This is a genomic window from Marinobacter adhaerens HP15 (assembly GCF_000166295.1).
Taxonomy (GTDB): domain Bacteria; phylum Pseudomonadota; class Gammaproteobacteria; order Pseudomonadales; family Oleiphilaceae; genus Marinobacter; species Marinobacter adhaerens.
Map to the genome: position 1 here is coordinate 3,109,822 of NC_017506.1, position 21,342 is coordinate 3,131,163.

The window sequence follows — 21,342 nt, forward strand, 5'->3', positions numbered from 1 at the left end:
CACTGCGTGCACGCATCGAGTCTGATCCATGCCAGTATCGAGCTACCTGCTGCCCTACGACTTTTCACCGCTGACCCTGCTCAGTTACATGCTGGTGCTCGGGTTTTACGGTGCAGCGCTACTGAGGATGCCGGAGCAGGACCGGCCGGGATCGGGCCGGATCGTTACATTCACACTGGGCGTTATGCTCTGCTATGCGGTGATGCAGACCCGGTTCGACTACTACTCCCAGTACATGTTTTTCGTTCACCGGGGACAACACCTTATTCTTCACCACCTGGGGCCAATTCTGATTGCGCTGTCCAATCCACTGCCGGTGATGCGCTTCTGGTATCAGAAAATTTTGCCGTCTGTGCGTTATTGGCTGCAGCCTCTGGGGTGGATTTACCGGATTCTGCAGCAACCCTTCATCGCCTCGTTTCTCTTCGTGGGGCTGATCTATTTCTGGCTCTGGCCGTCCATCCATTTTGACGCCATGCTCAGCCGGCAGCTCTACTGGATCATGAACTGGAGCATGCTGCTGGACGGCCTGCTGTTCTGGTGGCTGATCTTCGATCCCCGTAGTCCTGCAGTCACGAATGCGCTTGGCTATGGGAAACGTATCCTGCTGCTGGCGCTGGTGGCGATACCCCAGATGATTCTTGGCGCCTGGATCGTATTTTCCAGGGGCATGGTGTATGACGTTTACGAGGTCTGCGGGCGGGCATGGCCGATGCCTCCGGAAACGGACCAGTTGCTGGGCGGCCTACTGACCTGGATTCCCCCGGCCATGATGAGCATCCTGGGCATCCTGATCGTGCTTCGCCGGGCCATGCATGAAGATGGCAAATTCCCGAAAAGCCGCTCTCTGGCGGGAGGTAACGCATGATCAGAATACGGCTACTCTGGCTGATTTTCCTGGCACTGATGTTCACCGGCTGCACCGGGAATGATGAAAGCTGGCATGGCAAAGACATCTCAGGCCTGATGCCCGAGCTTGAGTTCCGGCTCGAGGGCACTGATGGGAATACCGTGACCCCCGCTGACTCACGAGGCACCATCCGGCTATTGTACTTCGGCTTCACCTCCTGCCCGGATGTCTGCCCGACCACGCTGACCGATCTTCGCCGGTCCGTTGGGCAACTGCCCGAAGAGTACCGGGACGATGTAACAACCCTGTTCGTCAGCGTTGACCCGCGCAGGGATACGCCGGAACGCCTGGCCAGCTACGTAGATTTTTTCGGTGATCGGGTTGTTGGCATGACAGCGGAAGAACCCGCGCTTCGAGAGCTCACCAAACGCTATCGAACAACCTTCGGTTACGACAAGCCCGACTCCAGCGGCAACTACAACGTCTCCCACAGCAGCGCCGTTTACGTGTTCGATCGCAGTGGCAACGCCCGGCTGCTGCTACGCCCCGGCCTGTCGCCCGAGCAGATCAGTGAAGACCTGGCCCAGTTGGCCCGGGAATCGGGTTAATCTCACCCTTGACCCTGTAGCAACTACAGGGTTTTGAATACTCCCCAGAATCATCAATAAACGGAGAGCAGAAAATGCACAGCCACCATGATCACAGCCAAGGGCACGGCCATGCGCAGCATTTCGACACGCATAATCGCTCGTTTGCGCTGGCCGTCGTGCTCAATGTGGTCTTTGTTGCCATTGAGGCGGTCTACGGTGTCCTGTCCGGATCCCTGGCCCTGCTGGCAGATGCCGGCCATAACCTGAGCGATGTGCTGGGCCTTGTCATGGCCTGGGTTGCGAGTTGGCTTGCCACCCAGAAAGCCACCGACCGGAACACCTACGGACTGAAAAAATCCACGATCCTGGCAGCTCTGTTCAACGCGCTTTTTCTGATTGCTGCCGTTGGCGGCATTGCCTGGGAGGCCATTGGCCGTTTCAGCGAACCGGCGGAGGTTACCGGTTTGACCGTCATCGTGGTCGCCGGCATCGGGGTCATTATCAATGGCCTCACGATGCTGCTGTTCATGAAAGGCCAGGAGGGCGATCTCAATATCCGCGGGGCGTTCCTCCACATGGCGGCAGACACGGCTGTGTCCGTAGGCGTTGTAGTTGCCGGCCTTGTGATCCTGTTTACCGGCCTTGACTGGATCGATCCGCTCGTAAGTCTGGTGATCGCAGCGGTGATCTTTATGGGAACCTGGCAGTTGCTCAAGGATTCGCTCAGTCTTGCGGTAGACGCGGTACCCAGGGACATCAACCCGCAGGAAGTCCTCGATAGCCTGAAAGGACTGCCCGGTGTTGAATCGGTTCATCATCTCCACATCTGGGGGCTGAGCACAACAGAGAACGCTCTCACAGTCCATCTGGTAAAGCCCGACCCGTCCAGTGACGATCAGATCATCGAGCAGGCCACCCGAATGCTGGCAAGTGACTTCAATATCCAGCATGTGACCATTCAATGGGAGCGGGAGGCCAGCAATTGTCCGACACTTGCCTACTGCTGATCCCCGGGAAGGAGCCGGACGTACTATGGCCAGAAACCTGAACGGAGCCCGCTAGTGCCCCACAAAAAGCTGAATCTCCCTGAAAAGACCTGCCCGGTCTGCCAGCGACCCTTCGCGTGGCGGAAAAAGTGGGCAAAGGACTGGGAAAATGTCCGCTACTGCAGCGAACGTTGCCGGCGCGAGAGGAACGCATCCACATGACGACCGTTGTGTGGTTCAAGCGCGATTTGCGTACACGGGATCATGCCCCCCTGGTGGCGGCAGCCAGCCTGGGAGAGCCCGTCATTCCGCTGTATGTTATCGAGGATGATTACTGGCAACTGCCGGATACCAGCGGCCGGCAGTGGGCGTTTATCCGGGATTCTCTGGACGACCTGGACCGACAGTTGCGCAAGGCCGGCAGCCAGTTGCTGGTGATTAGAGGGTCGGTGACCGATGCGTTGAAGAAGCTTCAGGCCCGCCAGGGCATCGACCGCATCTTCTGCCATCAGGAAACCGGCGGACACTGGACTTTCGAGCGAGACAGGGCGGTAATTGGCTGGTGTTCGGAAAACCAGGTGGAATTCCGTGAGTGGAACCAGTTCGGTGTGGTTCGCCGCCTGAGCGACCGGGATGTCTGGGACAGGGCGTGGACCGAGCTGATGCGCCAGCCAGTGCTGGAGGCTCCGACTGCAATCCCGACATCGGATACCCTGAAGACCGATTGGGCTGCCGACAATGGCCAGGGTTTCGAAGTGCCAGACTCATGCCCGGACCGCCAGAAAGGCGGCAGCGCGAGAGGGGAAAAGCTCCTCGAATCCTTCCTGGATCGCCGCTGCGTCGGTTACCAGTACAACATTTCCAGCCCGAACACCGCCGTCAGGGCCTGCTCGCGCCTGAGTCCGCATATTGCCTACGGCACCGTCAGCCTGCGGGAGATCTACCAGGAGGCCAAGGCCACCGGGAACCACCGCAACACCCTGCCCCGAAAAAAGAAAAGCCTGACCAGCTTCCGCTCCCGGTTGCACTGGCATTGCCATTTCATCCAGAAACTGGAAGACGAGCCGGAGTTGGAGTTCCGGGCCATGCACCGGGAAATGGAGGCGTTGAAAACCGGGCCCAATGATTCCGAGCGACTGCAACGCTGGCAGGAAGGCCAGACCGGATGGCCCCTGGTGGACGCCAGCATGCGTGCACTGGCCCACTCCGGCTGGATCAACTTCCGGATGCGAGCCATGCTGATGGCAATCGCCAGCTACCAGCTGTGGCTGCACTGGCGCGATCCGGCCCTTCACCTGGCCCGCTTGTTTACCGATTTCGAGCCGGGCATACACTACTCCCAGACCCAGATGCAGTCCGGACTCACAGGCATCAACGCCCTGCGAATCTACAACCCGGTGCTGCAGAGCCAGAAACTGGACCCGGAGGGCGAGTTCATCCGGCGGTGGATTCCCGAGCTGGCCGGCGTGCCCAGTGAAATGATCCACACGCCCTGGTTAATGACGCCGGCGCAGAAGGAACGATACGGCGGTAACACCTATATCGCACCTGTCTGTGACCACGAACAGGCAGCCCGCGTGGCTCGCAAGGCGGTAGGCGACTTCAGGAAACAGAGCGTCAGCCGGGCAGAGACAGATCGGGTGCTGCAGCGTCATGGCAGCCGCAAGGGCCCGATTCAGAAGCGTCCTGCAGTGCCCGGCAAGCGGAAACCTGATGGCGAGCCAGGAAACAGCCAATTGTCTCTGTTCGAGTGATAGACTCGAAACAAGGGTTTCTGAACCAGGCGGAGATCAAAGTGAAAATTGGTGAACTTGCAAAAACGACAGCCATTCCTGTTGAAACCATCCGCTACTACGAAAAGATCGGCCTGCTACCAGAACCGGACAGGGACAACAGTGGCTACCGGTCTTACCGCACTGCCCATCTGGACAGGCTTCTTTTTATCAAACGCTGCCGCAATCTCGACATGGCCCAGGAAGAGATCCGCGAGCTGATCCGGCTGGCCGAGCAACCGGAGGCGGATTGCAGCAAAGTAGATGCCTTGCTGGCCCAGCATCTCGTGCACGTTCGCGAGAGACTGAAGGAGCTCGCCAGCCTCGAACAGACACTGGTGAACCTCCAAAAAGCCTGTGCGGACGGCGGCACCGTGCGCGAGTGTGGCATTCTGGGCGGGTTAAGCTCAGAGCTGGAATCACTGGAAGCCGAAAATCCTGATAATCACGTGCCCGGCACCCATGGCCCGGGCCACAGCTGATGAAATAAAAAGTTTTGGCAGAGATTGTTGACCCTATAGCAACTACAGGGTTTTTAATAAAGACATTCGATTAGAGGAGGTCTTTATGGCGTGCAGTTGCTCCGCCCCCGAACCCAAATCCCCTGCTCCCGGCTTTCGTAAGGCCTTATGGATTGCGCTCTGGGTAAACCTGGCCATGTTCTTTGTCGAGGGCATCGCCAGCCTGTCATCCGGTTCTGTCTCACTGATGGCGGACGCCATCGATTTCTTTGGCGACAGCGCCAACTACATCCTGTCCCTGACCGTGCTTTCCATGGGAATGTTGTGGCGCGGCCGGGCAGCCATGGTCAAGGGTATTACCATGACGGCATTCGGCCTGGTGGTCTGGGCCCGGGCAGTCTGGGTGGTGCAGGCGGGCATAACACCAGAGCCGCTGACCATGGGCGCGGTTGGCCTGCTGGCACTGGCCGCCAATGTAAGCGTGGCCGCAATGCTGTTCAAATTTCGTGAAGGGGATTCGGACATGCGCTCGGTCTGGCTGTGCAGCCGAAACGATGCCATCAGCAACATCGCCGTTATGGTGGCTGCGCTCGGCGTGTTCGGTACCGGAACCGCCTGGCCCGATCTGATTGTGGCGGCCATCATGGGCACGCTGGCGATCACAGCCGGCATCAGCGTGATGCGCCATGCCCGCAGCGACATTGCCCAAGCCAGGGCCAGTGAAGCGCAACCGGCAGCTACAGCATCGAGCAGCCGCTAAAACGCCAGGGAGATCATTACCGGGATAAACGCCAGGGCAAACAGCGTGGTAAGCAACACCGTACCCGCTGCCTGCCTCGGCGAGGTATCCAGCAGCGTGGCGATAACCACGGTGTTAGCAGCAATCGGGGTGATCGAGATGAGGAACATGGCCTTGTGAACCGCTGGCTCGTATATGCCCAGCACTGCTGAATCAACCCACCAGAACACAATCGCCACCAGTGGCCAGATCACGAACTTCCCGAAAAACGCCAGCGCGGTGAAGCGGACATTGCCCGCCAGTCCACGAAAGCTGGTGATGCTCATGCCGATGATCATCATGCCCAGAATGCTGTAGGCCCCGCGCAGGTTATCGAACAGTGGCACGAAGATATCGGGAATCCCAACACCCGTCAGATTGAGGGCAACGGCCGCCAGGAAGGCATAGACAGACGGGAGTTTCAGCACCCGCCAGAGCGCATCCTTGATGCTGTAGCGCCCTCTCGCCGCCAGATAGAAGCCCACGGAGTTCTCGAACAGCGTGGTACCCAGCATGCACACGATGTAGAGCCCGAGCCCCTCTTCACCGAACAGCAACAACGCAACCGGAACCCCGAAGTACCCGGTGTTACCGGAACCCACACACAGGGGAATGATGTTGGCACTGCCGTCGGAGAGCACCCTCTTTGCCAGCTTTAATTGCACAATTCCCAGAACAGAAGAAATCCCGAATACCAGAAAGGGCAGCAAGATGACTTCGGGAGAAAGCGGCGCTGCCATAACACCGGAAAACACCACGGATGGTGTCACGATGTAGAGCATGATGCCGGCAATATGGCGACCACTGGCCTCAAGATAGCGACCGGCGATCCAGCCCAGTGCGACGGTCACATAGAGCGGTATAAGCTTGAAGAAAAGGGCAAGGGCTGCAGCCATCGGAACTCCGTGAGGCAAGGGTAAACTTCCAGCGACAGGAGGCGGAGTCTATCACTGAACTTTCACCGAATCGCGATATCGACTCAGTGAAAAAGCCTTAATGATTTAAGTCATTTCAAAAGATTCTTCTCTGATACCATAATTGAGGTGACACTCATAACAGGGTCAATGCCATGAACAGTATTTTCAGGCCAGACGTCTCCTCGGCTCCATGCATGCTGGGAGAAAACAACCCGGATATTGTTGAGCAGGATGCCGCACCAGAGTCGGCAGCCCTCCTGCATGGCCTGAGCCGGGTATTCGGTATTCGTCTGGCGGGCCATGAAAATGATCCGGACGCCCGGTTTCTGGCAGACCTTGCATGCCTGTTCCACCTCAGACGGGTGGACCCCGAAACTGCACTGGAAAAGCACGATAAACCCTGGGCAAACGTTTACCTGATTCAGTACGGCATACTCCGGCTTTTCCGGGAAGCGCCAAGTGGCAAGGTGTCGGTGCACCATTTTTTTTCCGAAGGCGATATGGTCTGGCCGGTTTTTGGCCGAACCCGCACGGTACGCAATACCCTTTGCCTGACTACGGTCACGCCGGTGACTACCTGGGTGGCCGACTTCTCGGCTTTCCGGTCGGCGATCCAGTCTCATGGAGAGGGGCTCTGGCCCCAGTTCGCCCTGGCACTGACAGAAGAAATCGCAGAGCTCACCAGCATGAGGGAATTCCGAAAGCACACAATGCCGGCCCGTGATCGATATCGGTTATTGCTCGAGGAATATCCGGAACTGGTCAAACGGGTGCCGGACAATCAGCTGGCGTCATGGCTCGGTGTTGTGCCGGCGACTTTTTCCCGTCTGAAAACCGGAGCCGCAAGAACCTGACTGTGAAGGCGAGGCTCCAGGAGCGCTGCATAAAAAAGGGCAGCAAGCTCTCGCCTGCCGCCCTGAAAAACGCTCAACGCTTTGCTAAAACCTCAGTCTTATCCGTGCAGCTTTACTGCCAGTTCGGCAACGTGCTTACCCTGGAAGCGGGCAATGGCGAGTTCCTTTTCACTCGGTTGCCTGGAACCATCGCCACCGGCGATGGTTGAAGCGCCATAGGGCGTTCCACCGTTCACTTCAGAGATATCGAAGAACTCTGGAATGCCATACCCGAGGGGCACAATCACCATGCCGTGGTGCGCCAGGGTGGTCCAGAAAGAGCTGATAGTATGCTCCTGTCCGCCCCCGGTGCCGGTAGACGTGAACACGCTGGCTACTTTGCCGTGGAGCTTGCCTTCAGCCCATAAGCCACCCGTCTGGTCCAGAAAGGTACGCATCTGGCCCGCCATGTTGCCGAAACGAGTGGGCGTGCCGAAAATCACCGCATCGTATTCTGCCAACTCTTTCGGATCAGCCACCGGCGCTTCCTGATCCGACTTCCCGCCAGCACTGGCAAACGCTTCGTCGCCCATCGTCTCGGGCACGCGCTTGATGGTTACATCGACACCGTCAACGCCTTTAGCGCCGTCGGCAATGGTGTTTGCCATCGTCTCGATATGGCCATACATGGAATAATAGAGCACAAGTACTTTTGCCATGAGAAAAACCTCCCGTGTCTTTAAATCGATATACAGATGCTAACCAGAGGCAGACTCGAGAGAAATCGGAAGTTTTCCGACAGGTTATTCAGTTTTTCTGAACAGCCTCACAGGATGGTCACTCTGGGCCATTGCGTACACGTGTACGCTCAAGTATTTTATTGGCATGACATATCAGGAAGACCATTCAGTGACAGTGACAGCGACAGCAACTCCATCCCCGGCACCCAATACCCATCACCGCATTGAGGAATGGCTGAACAGTGCCACCCACGGGCTCGGAGCCATCCTGAGCATTATCGGCACTGCGGCCTTGATCATTGGGGCCAGCCAGTTCGGGGATATCTGGAAGATAGTCAGCTTCAGTATTTTTGGCGCTTCGCTGATCCTGCTATACCTGGCCTCCGCCCTGTATCACAGTGCCAGGCGGCCGGAACTGAAAAGCGCCTTCAAGACCCTGGATCATTGCGCCATTTTTCTGCTGATCGCCGGCACCTACACGCCGTTCCTCCTGGTAAATATGCGCGGAACGGTCGGCTGGACGCTGTTCGCCGTAATCTGGTCACTGGCGATCACCGGCGTAGTGCTGAAGGTTATTTTCAAAAACCGCTTCAAGCTCGCAAGGGTTGGCATCTATGTGGCCATGGGCTGGCTGATCACTTTCGCCTCTTCCGATCTGGTGGCCAACCTGAGTGAGACCGCCCTGAACCTGACGATTGCCGGCGGCGTTGTCTACACCGCCGGCGTCGCCTTCTACCTGGCTGACCGCATACCTTACATGCATGCGATCTGGCACCTGTTCGTGATCGGCGGCAGCGCCTGCCACTTCAGTGCCATCTACTATGGCGTGCTGCCTTTCAGCGTCTGAACCAAGTACTGTCCTTATTTACCGATGCTTGCGGTACCCGCAGACAAGTGGAGTAATTGATGACGAAGTGGCTGGTTAAATCAGAACCTTCAGAATGCGGCATCGAGGATTTTGCCACGGCCCCGACCGGTGTGATTCCCTGGGATGGCGTGCGCAACTACCAGGCCCGGAATTTTCTGGCGCGCATGGCAGAGGGTGACGAGGTCTTTCTTTACCACTCCAGCTGCAAACATATCGGGATAGCCGGTATCGTAAAGGTCGTTCGCAGCGCCTATCCAGATCCAACCCAGTTTGATCCTGAATCGCCCTACTTTGATGCCAAGAGCACCGCTGAGAAGCCTCGCTGGCAAGCCGTGGACATGAAGTACGTTCGCACGCTGCCGAAACTGATCCCGCTGGATGAGCTTAAATCCATGGCCGGGCTCGAAGACCTGCCTTTGGTCCGCAAGGGTAACCGGCTCTCAGTGATGCCCGTGAGCGAGGAGGAGTGGCAGATCATCCTGGGCCAGGCTGGCTGACACCAGGGATCTGCCATCAGCTCGTCACTCGTCGTGGGGAATCGGGTCCGGGCTGCGATCCCAGCCCACGAGAGCCAGGGTTGCCACCACGCCGATCAACAGCCCCATCCATGGCTCAAAGAACGCCAGAGCAGCACCGATCAGAACCACCGTTCCCCTTGAGGCATTGTCCCTCGGGATCGACATGGCAATGTAAGCACAGGCAAAACCGGTCAGCACAAGAGTCAGCGACAGCGCAACACCCAGCAGCGGTTTGAGGCCGGTCAGCAGCGGCAACAGGAAGAAGATGAACGGCAGGCCCATCAGGTAGTAGGAGGCCAGGCCACTGTGCAAACTGTTCATGGCCTTCGGCCCCTGCTTCCAGCGCTGCACGACAATTACATGTACGCCGGTCCACACCGCTCCCTGGGTCGGGAAAAAGGGCGCCACAATACCCATGATGGCGTTACGGATCGACAGGGAGAAATGAGTGCGGTTCAGGTTGATATCCACGTGCTCGTCCTTGCGCACCTTCAAGCCATCCCGCAGCACTTCATTCCCGGTGACCAGATCGCCAAACAGAATGATGTAGGCAATCAGTGCCAGCGGAATACTCTGGAGAATCATCTCCTGGGACGGCCAGCCGATGGCCAGTGGAGAAACCTTCGCCAATGCCTCGCCCAGTGGTGGCACCAGAATTCCCCATTGAATATCGAAATCCACCTCGCCAACCAAGGGCCCGACGATGGCCGCAGCCAGAAAGCCCGGCAGCAGGCCCAGGGCTCCCAGCATAAAGAAGAACCGGCTGCGCTCCTTGAGCTTCTGCATCGGAATGGAGAACGTGAATATCAAACAGATGGCACAGGCAAGACCCGTGGCGATGGGCTGTTCAAGCAGAAAGCGCTCGGCATCGTCCACGAACACCCGCTTGAGCGCAGCAATCGACGCCCCGAGAATGATGCCGGCCTTAAGCGTGTCGGGTAGCCAGATCACAAAGCGACGACCCAGGCCGGTTATCCCGAGAAACAGGACAAGCGAGGCAAACACCAGGCTCAGCGCAGTCATCGCCTGGAACCGGCTGACCGGATCCTCGTAGCCCCCTATCACAAACGCCAGAATCAGGGGCAACGCGGGGGTAATCCAGCCGCCAGCGTAGGGCTCGCCGAAAACAATCACCGCCGAGGCAATCAGGGAGGCATGGATCATCGACAATGCGACGGCTTCTTCAAAACTGAGGCCGAAGAAGGCGGTCATTACGGGAATCAATGCCAGGCCTGTAGCGGCTGAAACAAACAGCCCTTGCAGGAACTCGGACCAACACAGGCGCGTGTGGTAAAAGGGCACGCGGAACGTGAACGGCCCCCAGCGCCAGCCGGGTAACTCCGGTCTATCTTCCATGGATTGTCACTCGCTTTTTGGTTTTATTGTTTGCGACTTGATTATGGAAAGGGTTTGCGGATCGCACGAATGAATATTTCTGATCAGGCTGAATAAATCCTGCTAATTACACCCAGCCAGGTACCTTGCAAAACGAACGACCCTTGTTGAGGCTATCCAATTATGTCCCGGCCCTTTAGAATTCGGCCTTCCCCGAATCTTCTGGAGCCGTCGCCTGCCATGCCGTCCCAACTGAACCCCGCCTCCGGTTTCGAGAAACTCCGCCGCATTGAGTCCAGCAAGGTTTTCCAGGGCGCAGTCATCACCATCATCATCCTGTCGGCACTGACCATTGGCGCCAAAACCTATGATCTGCCGCCCCTGGTGGAGAAGTCGCTCATCGTGATGGACAACGCCATCACCCTGTTTTTCCTGCTGGAAATCCTGTTCCGATTCGGTGTGTGCGCCAACAAGAAACGTTTTCTGTTCGACGGATGGAACCTGTTCGATACCCTGGTGGTCATCGGCAGCCTGATTCCTCTGGATAACTCCGAAGCGGTTCTGCTGGGACGTCTGTTGCGGGTTTTCCGGGTGTTGCGCCTGGTGTCGGTGGTTCCGGAGCTCCGGTTCCTGATCAACTCGCTGCTAAAAGCGATTCCGCGCATGGGCTACATCGCCCTGCTGATGTTCATCATTTTCTACATTTACGCGGCCATGGGTTCGATGTTCTTCGCCAGCGTGGACGAGGAACTCTGGGGCGACGTGGCCATCGCCATGCTGACACTCTTCCGGGTGGCTACCTTCGAGGACTGGACGGATGTGATGTACGCCACCATGGAGCAGTATCCGCTGAGCTGGGTTTTCTACATCACCTTCATATTCCTGACGGCGTTTGTTTTCCTGAATATGATGATCGGGGCAATCCTGGAGGTCATGAGCGAGGAGCAGAACGCCAAGCAGGCCCAGAAGGCCCACGATGAGCGGGACGAAATTGCCCGCCAGCTCCAGGCCGTTCAGGTACAACTGGCGGAGCTGACGAAGCAGATCAGCGAAAAGCGCTGACTCAGAACGGCTTGGCCAGGGCCAGATGAAGAATGGCCGTAACCTGCACCAGGGCCAGTACCGCCGCGGAAATTCGAACGGGCTTTCCGAGGGTGGTTTTCAGGGCGAACACGCCAGCAATGATGTAGCCGACCAGTAAGACAATTTTGGCAATCAGCCAACCCGGCATGGCCGAAGCGTACCCGGCCACAAAAACCAGAGAGATCGCCGCCACCAGCAAAATGGTGTCGTTGATGTGGGGAATGAACCGCAGCGGTGTCTGTCGCCACCCAGGTCTTCCGACGGCGTCCAGGAGCAGACGCAGGGCAAAGAGGGTGATGGTGAGGTACGCGGTGGTCACGTGCAGGTGTTTCAGAATCATGTACGCGGTCATGAAAGTTCCTTAGTTAACAGGCGTTTTGCCGCATTGTACGCAATCTACCTACAAGCAGGTATGGTTAAGGCGGTTGTCAGGGTTTAACATATACACAGAATACATGTATATGAGAGACATCTATGCGGGCCATTCCTACTTCCCCTGAACGGGCGTCGGTCAGCGTCAGCCAATTATTTTCCTACCCCTTTCGGATTTTCTTTCTGTCCATGACCGTTCTGGCCCTTGCCGTCATTCCCCTCTGGGTGATGCAGGTCAATGGTGTTATCAGTCTTCCACTGGCCATGCCCGGGTTATTCTGGCACCAGCACGAGATGTTGTTTGGCTTTCTGTCGGCAGCGATCGCGGGGTTCCTATTAACCGCAGTGTGCGTGTGGACCCAGACAGAACGAACCCATGGATTCAGATTGGTGCTGCTCTGGGGCGTCTGGCTGGCCGGCCGTGTACTGCTGGCAACCGGTGCTGACCTGCCCTTTTGGCTGGTTCAGGGAGTAAACCTGGCATTCCTGCCCCTGGTGGTGGTGGATGCCGGCTGGCGTATCTGGCACGCCCGGCAAAAACGACAACTGATGATCATGGTGATACTCGGCCTGCTTTGGCTGATGCAGATCGGCTTTGTCACCCGCCTCGACATGGCCTTCAGCTATGGTGCACTGGTCATGGCCATGGCACTGATCAGTATTGTCGGTGGCCGCATCACTCCGGCGTTTTCCACCGGCTGGTTGCGCCAGAGGGGACTCGACAGCAACGCTGTAAAGACCATTCCCGCGCTGGACATGGCAACTGTATTCAGCCTGATTCTGCTGATGGTATCCCTGGTGACTGGCTGGCAAACCGTTACCGGTTTGCTGGCGCTGCTGTCCGGTGGGCTTATGCTGGTGCGTCTGGCGGGATGGAAGGGCTGGCTCGTACGCCAGGAACCCCTGCTCTGGATTCTGCACCTGTCCATCCTGTGGGTGCCGGTAGCCCTGTTCCTGCTGGCAGGCACACTGTTCGCGGGCTGGCCCTCCAACGCCTGGAGCCATGCCGCCGGCACCGGGGCGGTGGCGTGCCTGATTCTGGGGGTTATTGCCCGGGTCGCCCTCGGCCACAGCGGCAGACCGCTGGTGTTGCCGAAGGGAATGGTGTTTGCCTTCGTTGCAATTCATCTGGCCGCGCTGGTACGAGTACTCACAGCCTTCGAGATCATCCCATGGCACCCGGGCATTGGTGGCAGCGCCCTGCTCTGGCTGGTCGCCTTTGGTATATTCCTGTACCGCTACACCGCCATCCTGGCCAGCCCCAGACCGGATGGCCGAGAAGGCTGAGCATTTTCCATTCGGTCGCACAAGCACCTTGATGACCATCAAACGGGGTTAACAGACGAGTTCGGGGAACTTCAAACCGGCAATCATCCACTAAAGGTCAATAGCAGCTCCCGAAATTCGAGCTAAAGTATGAGGAAATCATTTTGTAACAGAGACACTGGCACTATGAACCCGGATCATTTTGATAAAGAAGACCTGATCAAATGCGGCCATGGCGAGCTCTTCCCCGGCTCCATGCGCCTGCCCATCAACGAGATGCTGATGTTTGACCGCGTCACGCACATTGCGGACGACGACGGCCTGTACGGCAAGGGCAGCCTGGTAGCGGAGCTCGACATCAATCCGGACCTGTGGTTCTTCAAGGTGCACTTCGTTGATGATCCCGTGATGCCGGGCTGCCTCGGCCTCGATGCCATGTGGCAGCTGGTAGGCTTCTTCCTCGCCTGGGGTGGCGGTGAAGGCAAGGGCCGCGCATTGGGCGCCGGTGAAGTGAAGTTCACCGGCCAGGTCTTGCCGACGGCCAAGAAAGTCACCTACCGTCTGGATCTCAAACGCGTGATCAGGCGCAAACTGACCATGGCAATTGCCGATGGCCGGATGGAGGTAGACGGCCGGGAAATCTACACAGCCAAAGACCTGCGGGTCGGCATGTTCACCTCGACCGATGATTTTTAGGAGTTAACAGGATGCGTCGTGTTGTAATCACCGGTATGGGCATTGTTTCCAGCCTTGGTACCAACCAGAAGGAAGTCGCACAGTCACTCAGGGAATCCCGTTCTGGCATCGGCTTTAGCGAAGAAGCCCGGGACAATGGTCTGCGCAGCCACATCTGCGGCCAGATCAACCTGAACCTGCCCGAATTGATTGACCGGAAACTGTGGCGTTTCATGTGCCCCGCTTCCGGTTACACCTATCTGGCGATGCTTGAGGCTATCGAGCAGGCCGGGCTGACCGATGAGCACATCAAGGCCGACACCACTGGTATCATCTTTGGCCAGGGCGGCGCCTCGACGGTTGAGCTGCTGGATTCCATCGATACCCATCGCGACCGCGGTATCCGCCGTGTCGGGCCCTATCGCGTGCCGCGCACCATGGGCAGTGCGATCAATGCGTCACTGGCAACCGGGTTTGGCATTCGCGGCATCAACTACGGCATCACCTCTGCCTGCGCTACCAGCGCGCATTCGATCGGCCATGCCGCCGATCTGATCGCTCTCGGGCGCCAGGATGTCATGTTTGCCGGCGGTGGCGAAGATATCCACTGGACCCTGAGCCTGCTATTCGATGCCATGGGCGCCCTGTCGACGAAATACAACGACACGCCTGAACTGGCGTCACGCACCTATGACGCGAACCGGGACGGCTTCGTGATTTCTGGTGGTGGCGGTGTGTTGGCCCTCGAAGCGCTGGAGCACGCGGAAGCGCGGGGCGCAAACATCCTGGCAGAGCTCGTCGGCTTCGGTGCAACTTCCGATGGCGCAGATATGGTTGCCCCGAGTGGCGAGGGCGCAGTGCGCTGCATGAAGCAGGCAATGAAGAACCTGGATGGCGAAATCAGCTACGTGAATACTCACGGCACCAGCACCCCGGCCGGAGACATCACCGAGCTGAAAGCATTGAAAGAGACATTTGGCGACAAGATCCCGCCGCTGAGCTCCACCAAACCCCTTTGCGGCCACGCTCTTGGCGCGGCGGGCGTACATGAGGCTATTTACAGCCTGATCATGCTGCGTGAAGGCTTTATTGCTCCATCGGCAAATATCCAGGACCTTGATGAAGGGGCCGAAGGCTACCCGATCGTTCGGGAACGCATGGATAACCAGAAACTGGACCTGGTGATGAGCAACAGCTTTGGCTTTGGCGGCACCAATGCCTCTCTGGTGTTCAAAAAGGTCTGATCAGGATCAGGAAAGCCTGACAGAGCGATATTCAGCCGGGGATGTTCCCATCCAGCGCTTGAAAGCCCGGCTGAATGCGCTCAACTCCGAAAAACCGAGCTGCTCGGCAATCTCCACCAGCGGTTTGGTCCTGTCCTGCATGTAGGTCAGCGCCTGCCTGCGGCGAACATCCTCCAGCAAACGGGCGAATGTCAGCCCTTCACGCTTCAGTTTCTTGTGCAACGTGTAGCGGCTCATATGCAGCTGCGACGCCACGACTTCCACACCAACTTTGCCACGAGCAAGCTGAACACTGATCAGGGAACTGACCCTGACACTCAGCGAAGCCCGCGCCACCTCTGGCGTCAGAGGCTTTGATGCCATCCTGAATTCCTCCTTTGCAACGCTTCGGCTCGAAAAGCCCGAACCGTGAGCGTACACATGTTAGCCGAAAACAATCAATAAGACCTTTGAGCAGGATCAAGGGAACGGCCGACGGCATACGGCAGAATGCCCCGTTTTCAGAATCGCCCGGAGCCACTATGAACACCCCAGAACTGCTCGCCCCCGCGGGCACCCCCGAACACCTTGAAACCGCCTTTGCCTATGGCGCCGATGCGGTCTACGCCGGCCAGCCGCGCTATTCGCTGAGAGTAAGAAACAACAGTTTCAAAGACGTTGCAGCGCTTGGCGCGGGCATTGAACGGGCCCACGAACTGGGCAAACAGTTCTACCTTGTCTCCAACATAGCACCTCACAACGACAAGGTGCGGTCCTATCTGAGGGATCTGGCGCCAGTACTGGAACAAAAACCCGACGCGCTGATCATGTCGGATCCCGGCCTGATAATGCTGGTGCGGGAAAAATGGCCAGACCAACCCATCCATCTTTCAGTACAGGCCAACGCGGTGAACTGGGCCACGGTAGAGTTCTGGCGGCGTCAGGGAATCAGCCGAGTCATCCTCTCCCGTGAACTGGCCCTGAATGAAATTCGCGAGATCCGCGAACGGGTCCCGGAGATGGAGCTCGAAGTCTTCGTTCACGGCGCCCTGTGCATGGCTTATTCTGGCCGCTGCCTGCTCTCGGGTTACATGAACCACCGGGACGCCAACCAGGGCGCCTGCACCAACGCCTGCCGCTGGAACTACAAACAGGTCCAGCACGGCCACGACCAGACCGGCGACCTGATCGCCACCTGCGGCGGCGGCGATGTACAGGAGGTGGCACCGAAAGAAATCCTGCTGGAAGAGCCCAACCGCCCGCGCGGATTCATACCCGCCTATGAAGACGAGCACGGCACCTACATCATGAACTCAAAGGATTTGAGAGCCGTTCAACACGTCGCTGAACTGGCAAAGATGGGCGTTCATTCCCTGAAAATTGAGGGCCGAACCAAAAGTACCTACTACGTGGCACGCACTACCCAAGTCTACCGCCGAGCCATCGACGAGGCGATGCAGGGCAAGCCGTTCGACATGAACCTGATGGACGAACTGGAAGCCCTCTCCAACAGGGGCTATACCGAAGGCTTCCTGCGCCGCCATATGCCCCGGGAATACCAGACCTACGAACAGGGCTCCTCATTCCTTGGCACCCAGCAGGTGGTTGGCACCATTACTGACACGGATGACCAGTGGCTGACCATAGACGTGAAAAACAAATTCGCGCCCGGCGACCAACTAGAACTGATCAGCCCAGCCGGCAACATCCGGTTCTCGGCTAATGTCATGGAAAACCGAAACGGCCAGGCCATGGACTATGCGCCGGGCAGCGGGCATATCGTGCGGATTCCGATACCTGCTGATCTTCCTCAGAATCTGAACCACAGCTACCTCACCAGAATATTGCCCTCGGCGCCTAGCAATTAGTCTGAGGCGGGGTGAGGGGGAAGTCTCCCCAGACTGTGTGTTGCCAGGGATGGCAACACCAAGCCCCCATGGATGGGTTCACGGCGTGTCTGGGGAGACTTCCCGCTCACCCTGCCATGCACTCACCTCAAAAGCCCCAGACCTACAAGAGCCAGACTATCAGCCTCATTACCACCCCCTTAGTGCCCCAAAGGCCGATTAAGGTATAATCACCCCACGTTCAAATTAATACCTGACTATTTTACTCTGGTATTGTATAATCGCTGCCCAGAAGCGATGGATTCAAGCTGCTTTTCTGCTTATTTATCAGCATCAGCTTTGGAAATCCGTCATCCAAAAAGCGATTGCAGGGCGTACTCACAGGATGAGAGATCACTGCAACACCCAAACTGATGACATTCGATCGACAGCCCATTCATGAGGCTGCCGGCGACACCAAGGGCGCAAGCCCGCGATGAGAGAATACGGAGCGACGATCATGGCGACCACCGACACCGAGGTGAACGAGCTGATCAAACGGGAATACGAATACGGATTTGTAACAGACATTGAATCCGACACATTCGAACCCGGCCTTAATGAAGACGTTATCGCCCGCCTTTCCGGCCTCAAGAAAGAACCGGAATGGATGCTGGAGTGGCGGCTGAAAGCCTACCGTCGCTGGCTCGAGATGGACGAGCCGGACTGGGCCCATGTGGGCTATCCGAAAATCGACTACAACTCGATTTCATATTACTCCGCGCCCAAGCGTCCGGAAGACATGCCCCAGAGCCTGGACGAAGTGGATCCGGAACTGCTGAAAACCTACGAAAAGCTGGGCATCCCCCTGCACGAGCGTGAAAAGCTGGCGGGCGTGGCTGTTGATGCCGTATTCGATTCGGTTTCCGTAGCAACAACGTTCAAAGAGCCTCTGGCCAAGGCCGGCGTTATCTTCTGTTCCATCTCCGAGGCGATCCAGGATTACCCGGAGCTGGTCAAAAAATACCTGGGCTCGGTAGTGCCGGCCGGTGACAACTTTTTCGCCGGGCTGAACTCCGCGGTCTTCTCCGACGGTACCTTTGTCTATGTACCCAAGGGCGTTCGCTGCCCCATGGAATTGTCCACCTATTTCCGCATCAACGCGGCCAACACCGGACAGTTCGAGCGTACTCTCATTATTGCCGAAGACAGCAGCTACGTGAGTTACCTTGAAGGTTGCACCGCGCCCATGCGGGACGAGAACCAGCTGCACGCTGCGGTTGTTGAACTGGTGGCTCTGGACGACGCCCAGATCAAATACTCCACGGTGCAGAACTGGTACCCGGGTGATGAAGAAGGTAAAGGCGGCATCTTCAACTTCGTCACCAAGCGTGGCGCCGCCATCGGCAAGAATTCCAAGATTTCCTGGACCCAGGTCGAAACCGGCTCCGCGGTAACCTGGAAGTATCCGAGCTGTGTCCTGCGTGGCGAAAACAGCGTTGGTGAGTTCTATTCCGTAGCACTGACCAACAACTACCAGCAGGCCGACACCGGCACCAAGATGATTCACCTGGGCAAGAACACCTCCAGCACGATCATCTCCAAGGGTATTTCCGCCGGCAAGAGCTCCAACGCTTACCGCGGCCTGGTGAAATTCGGCCCCGGGGCGGAAGGTGCACGTAACTTTACCCAGTGCGATTCGCTCCTGATCGGCGACCGCTGCGGCGCCCACACGTTCCCTTACATTGAAAGCAAGAACAAGTCGGCCATCGTAGAGCACGAGGCAACCACTTCGAAGGTCAGCGACGAGCAGATGTTCCTTTGCCGCCAACGCGGTATCGACCCGGAACAGGCGGTCTCCATGATCGTGAACGGCTTCTGTAAGGAAGTGTTCAAGGAGCTGCCCATGGAGTTCGCTGTCGAAGCCGGCAAACTGCTCGAAGTAAGCCTCGAAGGGTCCGTCGGTTAAACGTCTATGCCCCGCTGACCTGGAGAAGGTCAGCAAGCGGGGAAGCTTTCCGGGATACGCTGTAAATACGTCCCTGTACGCTCGACAAAATCATCCATGATTTTGACGATCCCGGAAAGCTTCCCCGCTCACTGCCCCGAACGTTTTACGGGCACCGAAAGGGTCTAAATTTACAGACTGAATTTTAGAATAGAGAGAAGCCTACAAATGCTGAGCATCAAGAACCTGCACGCATCCGTTGAGGGCAAAGAAATCCTCAAGGGCATCAACCTGGAAATCAAGGCCGGGGAAGTTCACGCCATCATGGGCCCCAACGGCTCTGGTAAGAGCACCCTGTCGCAGGTGCTGGCAGGCAACGAAGCATTTGAAGTTACCGAGGGTGAAATCACCCTGAACGGCGACAACCTGCTGGAACTTGAAACCGAAGAGCGTGCCCGCGAAGGCATTTTCCTGGCGTTCCAGTACCCGGTGGAGATCCCCGGGGTGAGCAACCTGCAGTTCCTGCGCACCGCCGTGAATGCCATGCGCCAGCACAAGGGCCAGGACGAGATGAACGCGGCCGAGTTCATGAAGCTCGCCAAAGAAATTTCCAAGCAGGTGGATCTGGATCCGGCGTTCCTGAAGCGGGGCGTCAACGAAGGCTTCTCCGGTGGTGAGAAGAAGCGTAATGAGATCATGCAGGCCCTGCTGCTGCAGCCGAAGCTGGCGATTCTCGACGAGACCGACTCCGGGCTCGATATCGACGCCCTGAAGGTTGTTTCTGACGGCGTGAATGCTCTGCGCGCGGAAGACCGCGCCATCCTGATGGTGACTCACTACCAGCGTCTGCTGAACCACATTGTGCCGGACTACGTGCACGTTCTGGCGGGCGGCAAGATCATCAAATCCGGTGGCCGCGAGCTGGCGCTGGAGCTGGAAGAACGCGGCTACGGCTGGCTGGGCATCAAGGATGAAGAAACTGCCGACAGTTCAGCCAACTAAGGAGGTCGCGGAATGAAACCAGCACCCACTCTTTCCACCGCGTTCCTGCACCCGGCCGGGCAGTCCCTGCCGGAGCCCCTGCTCGCCCTGCGCAAGCAGCGTGGAACCGCTCTGGTCGACATGCCCTTGCCGACCCGGAAAACCGAAAACTGGAAATACTCCAGCAAGTACCTGAAGCTGACCGACGACATGGCCATCTCCCTGCCGGCGGATGGCAAGACCGGCAGCGGCCTGGCAGTGCCCGGCTACAAGGTTGCGTTCCTTAACGGTGTAATGATGCCAGAGGCCTGCGAATATCCGGATCTGGACGGCATCAGCATCAAGAGCTTCGGCGATCTGAGCGATGAGGAAGCCAGCGATCTGGCGGACCGCCTGGACAGCACCCTGGACAACAAGGCGGTTCAGATGGCACGGCTGAATTCCGCCCGTTTTGAAGACGGCCTGCTGATTCGCCTGAAGCCAGACGCAGTGCTCGACCAGCCACTGTTCATTGTTCATGAGGTAACGGCCGAGGCCAGCGGTTCGGCTTTCCCGCGCATTTTCGTGGATGCCGGCCGTCATAGCCAGATTACGCTCGTGGAGGAGTACATCTCCAGCGGCTCGGCCCAGGTCATGGTCAATACCGTCACTGAATTCAATGTGGCCGACGGCGCCAACATCACCAGCATTCGCCTGAACATGGAAGGTGAGAACGTCCAGCACATTGGCTCAACCGGCGTCCTGCAACAGCGCAGCTCCCGTTTTGAAAGCCATACCGTTGGGTTTGGTGGCCCCCTGCGCCGGCATGATCTGCAGGTACGGCTTGAAGGTGAAGGCGCTGAGTGCAAGCTCAACGGGGTAGTTGTTACCCAGGGCAAACAGCACTATGACAACCACACCACCATCGAGCACGTGGCTGCCCACTGCAACAGCGAAGAAACCTATCGCAATATCGCAGCGGACCAGTCCCACGCCGTGTTCAATGGCCGGATTCATATCCATCAGGACGCCCAGAAGTCCAATGCGGATATGAACAACAAGAACCTGCTGCTGTCGAACGGGGCAGAGATTGACACCAAGCCGGAACTGGAAATTTATGCCGATGACGTGAAATGTGCCCATGGCGCGACCATCGGCCAGCTTGACGAAATCTCGCTGTTTTACCTGGTTTCACGGGGTATCGGCCGGCGTCAGGCGAACGTTCTGCTCACCATGGCCTTTATCAACGAGCTGGTCGAGCAGATTCCGGTTGAAGCAGTGCGGGAGACGGTCCAGGGCCGTCTGAACCACTTCTTCGAACAGACATTTCAGGAGGCGTAA

At 57.6% G+C, this 21,342-nt stretch carries 23 protein-coding genes; 18 read left to right on the forward strand and 5 right to left on the reverse strand.

Annotated features, from left to right (window positions below):
* Window positions 1-28: 28 nt before the first annotated feature.
* From HP15_RS14695 to HP15_RS14720, 7 genes are all read left to right on the forward strand, one after another.
* On the forward strand, window positions 29-868 hold the full coding sequence (locus HP15_RS14695) for a cytochrome c oxidase assembly protein (protein WP_014578212.1): 840 nt from the start codon (window positions 29-31) through the stop codon (window positions 866-868).
* Window positions 865-1,458 carry an SCO family protein gene (locus tag HP15_RS14700; RefSeq protein WP_014578213.1) on the forward strand — a complete coding sequence of 198 codons (594 nt, stop codon included), beginning with the start codon at window positions 865-867 and terminating at the stop codon, window positions 1,456-1,458. Before HP15_RS14695 ends, HP15_RS14700 begins: the two co-directional genes overlap by 4 nt.
* Before the next feature lie 74 nt (window positions 1,459-1,532).
* Window positions 1,533-2,447 (forward strand): cation diffusion facilitator family transporter, encoded by a 915-nt coding sequence (locus HP15_RS14705; RefSeq protein ID WP_041645560.1) that lies wholly within the window; start codon window positions 1,533-1,535, stop codon window positions 2,445-2,447.
* 54 nt (window positions 2,448-2,501) lie between these two features.
* A complete protein-coding gene (locus HP15_RS21980; RefSeq protein ID WP_075267585.1) occupies window positions 2,502-2,648 on the forward strand; it encodes a DUF2256 domain-containing protein in 147 nt (48 codons plus the stop codon).
* Window positions 2,645-4,180 carry an FAD-binding domain-containing protein gene (locus tag HP15_RS14710; RefSeq protein WP_041645563.1) on the forward strand — a complete coding sequence of 512 codons (1,536 nt, stop codon included), beginning with the start codon at window positions 2,645-2,647 and terminating at the stop codon, window positions 4,178-4,180. Before HP15_RS21980 ends, HP15_RS14710 begins: the two co-directional genes overlap by 4 nt.
* A gap of 41 nt (window positions 4,181-4,221) precedes the next feature.
* Window positions 4,222-4,680, forward strand: a complete 459-nt coding sequence (cadR, locus tag HP15_RS14715; RefSeq protein WP_041646344.1) for a Cd(II)/Pb(II)-responsive transcriptional regulator — start codon at window positions 4,222-4,224, stop codon at window positions 4,678-4,680.
* An 85-nt stretch (window positions 4,681-4,765) separates the two neighbouring features.
* Window positions 4,766-5,419 (forward strand): cation diffusion facilitator family transporter, encoded by a 654-nt coding sequence (locus HP15_RS14720; RefSeq protein ID WP_014578217.1) that lies wholly within the window; start codon window positions 4,766-4,768, stop codon window positions 5,417-5,419.
* Here HP15_RS14720 and HP15_RS14725 read toward each other — a convergent pair.
* Entirely contained in the window at window positions 5,416-6,333 is a 918-nt protein-coding gene (locus HP15_RS14725) for an AEC family transporter (RefSeq protein WP_014578218.1), read from the reverse strand. The genes HP15_RS14720 and HP15_RS14725 overlap by 4 nt on opposite strands.
* 173 nt (window positions 6,334-6,506) lie before the next feature.
* Between HP15_RS14725 and HP15_RS14730 the strand changes: the two genes are divergently transcribed.
* Window positions 6,507-7,208 carry a Crp/Fnr family transcriptional regulator gene (locus HP15_RS14730; RefSeq protein ID WP_041645565.1) on the forward strand — a complete coding sequence of 234 codons (702 nt, stop codon included), beginning with the start codon at window positions 6,507-6,509 and terminating at the stop codon, window positions 7,206-7,208.
* A gap of 98 nt (window positions 7,209-7,306) precedes the next feature.
* On the opposite strand, the gene wrbA is transcribed toward HP15_RS14730, so the two are convergent.
* Window positions 7,307-7,906, reverse strand: a complete 600-nt coding sequence (gene wrbA, locus HP15_RS14735; RefSeq protein ID WP_014578220.1) for an NAD(P)H:quinone oxidoreductase — start codon at window positions 7,904-7,906, stop codon at window positions 7,307-7,309.
* A gap of 166 nt (window positions 7,907-8,072) precedes the next feature.
* Between wrbA and trhA the strand changes: the two genes are divergently transcribed.
* Both trhA and HP15_RS14745 read left to right on the forward strand, forming a co-directional pair.
* Window positions 8,073-8,774: a PAQR family membrane homeostasis protein TrhA gene (trhA, locus tag HP15_RS14740; RefSeq protein ID WP_014578221.1), complete on the forward strand. Its 702-nt coding sequence runs from the start codon at window positions 8,073-8,075 to the stop codon at window positions 8,772-8,774.
* Window positions 8,775-8,833: 59 nt separating this feature from the next.
* Window positions 8,834-9,292 carry an EVE domain-containing protein gene (locus tag HP15_RS14745; RefSeq protein WP_014578222.1) on the forward strand — a complete coding sequence of 153 codons (459 nt, stop codon included), beginning with the start codon at window positions 8,834-8,836 and terminating at the stop codon, window positions 9,290-9,292.
* A gap of 24 nt (window positions 9,293-9,316) precedes the next feature.
* Here HP15_RS14745 and HP15_RS14750 read toward each other — a convergent pair whose 3' ends face one another.
* Window positions 9,317-10,669 carry a hypothetical protein gene (locus HP15_RS14750; protein WP_014578223.1) on the reverse strand — a complete coding sequence of 451 codons (1,353 nt, stop codon included), beginning with the start codon at window positions 10,667-10,669 and terminating at the stop codon, window positions 9,317-9,319.
* A 219-nt stretch (window positions 10,670-10,888) separates the two neighbouring features.
* Here HP15_RS14750 and HP15_RS14755 point away from each other — a divergent pair, with 219 nt between their 5' ends.
* Entirely contained in the window at window positions 10,889-11,710 is an 822-nt protein-coding gene (locus HP15_RS14755; protein WP_014578224.1) for an ion transporter, read from the forward strand.
* 1 nt (window position 11,711) lies between these two features.
* Here HP15_RS14755 and HP15_RS14760 read toward each other — a convergent pair whose 3' ends face one another.
* The gene (locus HP15_RS14760; RefSeq protein ID WP_041645567.1) at window positions 11,712-12,083 is read right to left on the reverse strand and encodes a SirB2 family protein; all 372 of its coding nucleotides are present in this window, start codon (window positions 12,081-12,083) and stop codon (window positions 11,712-11,714) included.
* 122 nt (window positions 12,084-12,205) lie between these two features.
* Between HP15_RS14760 and HP15_RS14765 the strand changes: the two genes are divergently transcribed.
* The 3 genes from HP15_RS14765 to fabB all read left to right on the forward strand — a co-directional run bounded on the left by HP15_RS14765 (window position 12,206) and on the right by fabB (window position 15,288).
* Window positions 12,206-13,390: an NnrS family protein gene (locus tag HP15_RS14765; RefSeq protein WP_014578226.1), complete on the forward strand. Its 1,185-nt coding sequence runs from the start codon at window positions 12,206-12,208 to the stop codon at window positions 13,388-13,390.
* 165 nt (window positions 13,391-13,555) lie between these two features.
* Complete coding sequence (gene fabA / locus HP15_RS14770; RefSeq protein ID WP_008169354.1) at window positions 13,556-14,065, forward strand: bifunctional 3-hydroxydecanoyl-ACP dehydratase/trans-2-decenoyl-ACP isomerase; 510 nt, start codon at window positions 13,556-13,558, stop codon at window positions 14,063-14,065.
* Window positions 14,066-14,076: 11 nt separating this feature from the next.
* The gene (gene fabB, locus HP15_RS14775; RefSeq protein WP_008169352.1) at window positions 14,077-15,288 is read left to right on the forward strand and encodes a beta-ketoacyl-ACP synthase I; all 1,212 of its coding nucleotides are present in this window, start codon (window positions 14,077-14,079) and stop codon (window positions 15,286-15,288) included.
* Window positions 15,289-15,294: 6 nt separating this feature from the next.
* Here fabB and HP15_RS14780 read toward each other — a convergent pair whose 3' ends face one another.
* Window positions 15,295-15,651: a helix-turn-helix transcriptional regulator gene (locus tag HP15_RS14780; RefSeq protein WP_014578227.1), complete on the reverse strand. Its 357-nt coding sequence runs from the start codon at window positions 15,649-15,651 to the stop codon at window positions 15,295-15,297.
* Window positions 15,652-15,809: 158 nt separating this feature from the next.
* Here HP15_RS14780 and trhP point away from each other — a divergent pair, with 158 nt between their 5' ends.
* The 4 genes from trhP to sufD all read left to right on the forward strand — a co-directional run bounded on the left by trhP (window position 15,810) and on the right by sufD (window position 21,342).
* A complete protein-coding gene (gene trhP / locus HP15_RS14785) occupies window positions 15,810-17,135 on the forward strand; it encodes a prephenate-dependent tRNA uridine(34) hydroxylase TrhP (RefSeq protein WP_041645569.1) in 1,326 nt (441 codons plus the stop codon).
* 478 nt (window positions 17,136-17,613) lie between these two features.
* Window positions 17,614-19,062 (forward strand): Fe-S cluster assembly protein SufB, encoded by a 1,449-nt coding sequence (sufB, locus tag HP15_RS14790; protein ID WP_008169346.1) that lies wholly within the window; start codon window positions 17,614-17,616, stop codon window positions 19,060-19,062.
* A 207-nt stretch (window positions 19,063-19,269) separates the two neighbouring features.
* Window positions 19,270-20,043 carry a Fe-S cluster assembly ATPase SufC gene (gene sufC, locus HP15_RS14795; RefSeq protein WP_008169344.1) on the forward strand — a complete coding sequence of 258 codons (774 nt, stop codon included), beginning with the start codon at window positions 19,270-19,272 and terminating at the stop codon, window positions 20,041-20,043.
* A 12-nt stretch (window positions 20,044-20,055) separates the two neighbouring features.
* Window positions 20,056-21,342, forward strand: a complete 1,287-nt coding sequence (sufD, locus tag HP15_RS14800; protein WP_008169342.1) for a Fe-S cluster assembly protein SufD — start codon at window positions 20,056-20,058, stop codon at window positions 21,340-21,342.

Coding starts and splice junctions, on each gene's coding strand:
- HP15_RS14695 (WP_014578212.1), top strand. CDS start 29: ATGCCAGTATCGAGCTACCTGCTGCCCTACGACTTTTCACCGCTGACC.
- HP15_RS14700 (WP_014578213.1), top strand. CDS start 865: ATGATCAGAATACGGCTACTCTGGCTGATTTTCCTGGCACTGATGTTC.
- HP15_RS14705 (WP_041645560.1), top strand. CDS start 1,533: ATGCACAGCCACCATGATCACAGCCAAGGGCACGGCCATGCGCAGCAT.
- HP15_RS14710 (WP_041645563.1), top strand. CDS start 2,645: ATGACGACCGTTGTGTGGTTCAAGCGCGATTTGCGTACACGGGATCAT.
- HP15_RS14720 (WP_014578217.1), top strand. CDS start 4,766: ATGGCGTGCAGTTGCTCCGCCCCCGAACCCAAATCCCCTGCTCCCGGC.
- HP15_RS14725 (WP_014578218.1), bottom strand. CDS start 6,333: ATGGCTGCAGCCCTTGCCCTTTTCTTCAAGCTTATACCGCTCTATGTG.
- HP15_RS14730 (WP_041645565.1), top strand. CDS start 6,507: ATGAACAGTATTTTCAGGCCAGACGTCTCCTCGGCTCCATGCATGCTG.
- wrbA (WP_014578220.1), bottom strand. CDS start 7,906: ATGGCAAAAGTACTTGTGCTCTATTATTCCATGTATGGCCATATCGAG.
- trhA (WP_014578221.1), top strand. CDS start 8,073: ATGACATATCAGGAAGACCATTCAGTGACAGTGACAGCGACAGCAACT.
- HP15_RS14745 (WP_014578222.1), top strand. CDS start 8,834: ATGACGAAGTGGCTGGTTAAATCAGAACCTTCAGAATGCGGCATCGAG.
- HP15_RS14750 (WP_014578223.1), bottom strand. CDS start 10,669: ATGGAAGATAGACCGGAGTTACCCGGCTGGCGCTGGGGGCCGTTCACG.
- HP15_RS14755 (WP_014578224.1), top strand. CDS start 10,889: ATGCCGTCCCAACTGAACCCCGCCTCCGGTTTCGAGAAACTCCGCCGC.
- HP15_RS14760 (WP_041645567.1), bottom strand. CDS start 12,083: ATGACCGCGTACATGATTCTGAAACACCTGCACGTGACCACCGCGTAC.
- HP15_RS14765 (WP_014578226.1), top strand. CDS start 12,206: ATGCGGGCCATTCCTACTTCCCCTGAACGGGCGTCGGTCAGCGTCAGC.
- fabA (WP_008169354.1), top strand. CDS start 13,556: ATGAACCCGGATCATTTTGATAAAGAAGACCTGATCAAATGCGGCCAT.
- fabB (WP_008169352.1), top strand. CDS start 14,077: ATGCGTCGTGTTGTAATCACCGGTATGGGCATTGTTTCCAGCCTTGGT.
- HP15_RS14780 (WP_014578227.1), bottom strand. CDS start 15,651: ATGGCATCAAAGCCTCTGACGCCAGAGGTGGCGCGGGCTTCGCTGAGT.
- trhP (WP_041645569.1), top strand. CDS start 15,810: ATGAACACCCCAGAACTGCTCGCCCCCGCGGGCACCCCCGAACACCTT.
- sufB (WP_008169346.1), top strand. CDS start 17,614: ATGGCGACCACCGACACCGAGGTGAACGAGCTGATCAAACGGGAATAC.
- sufC (WP_008169344.1), top strand. CDS start 19,270: ATGCTGAGCATCAAGAACCTGCACGCATCCGTTGAGGGCAAAGAAATC.
- sufD (WP_008169342.1), top strand. CDS start 20,056: ATGAAACCAGCACCCACTCTTTCCACCGCGTTCCTGCACCCGGCCGGG.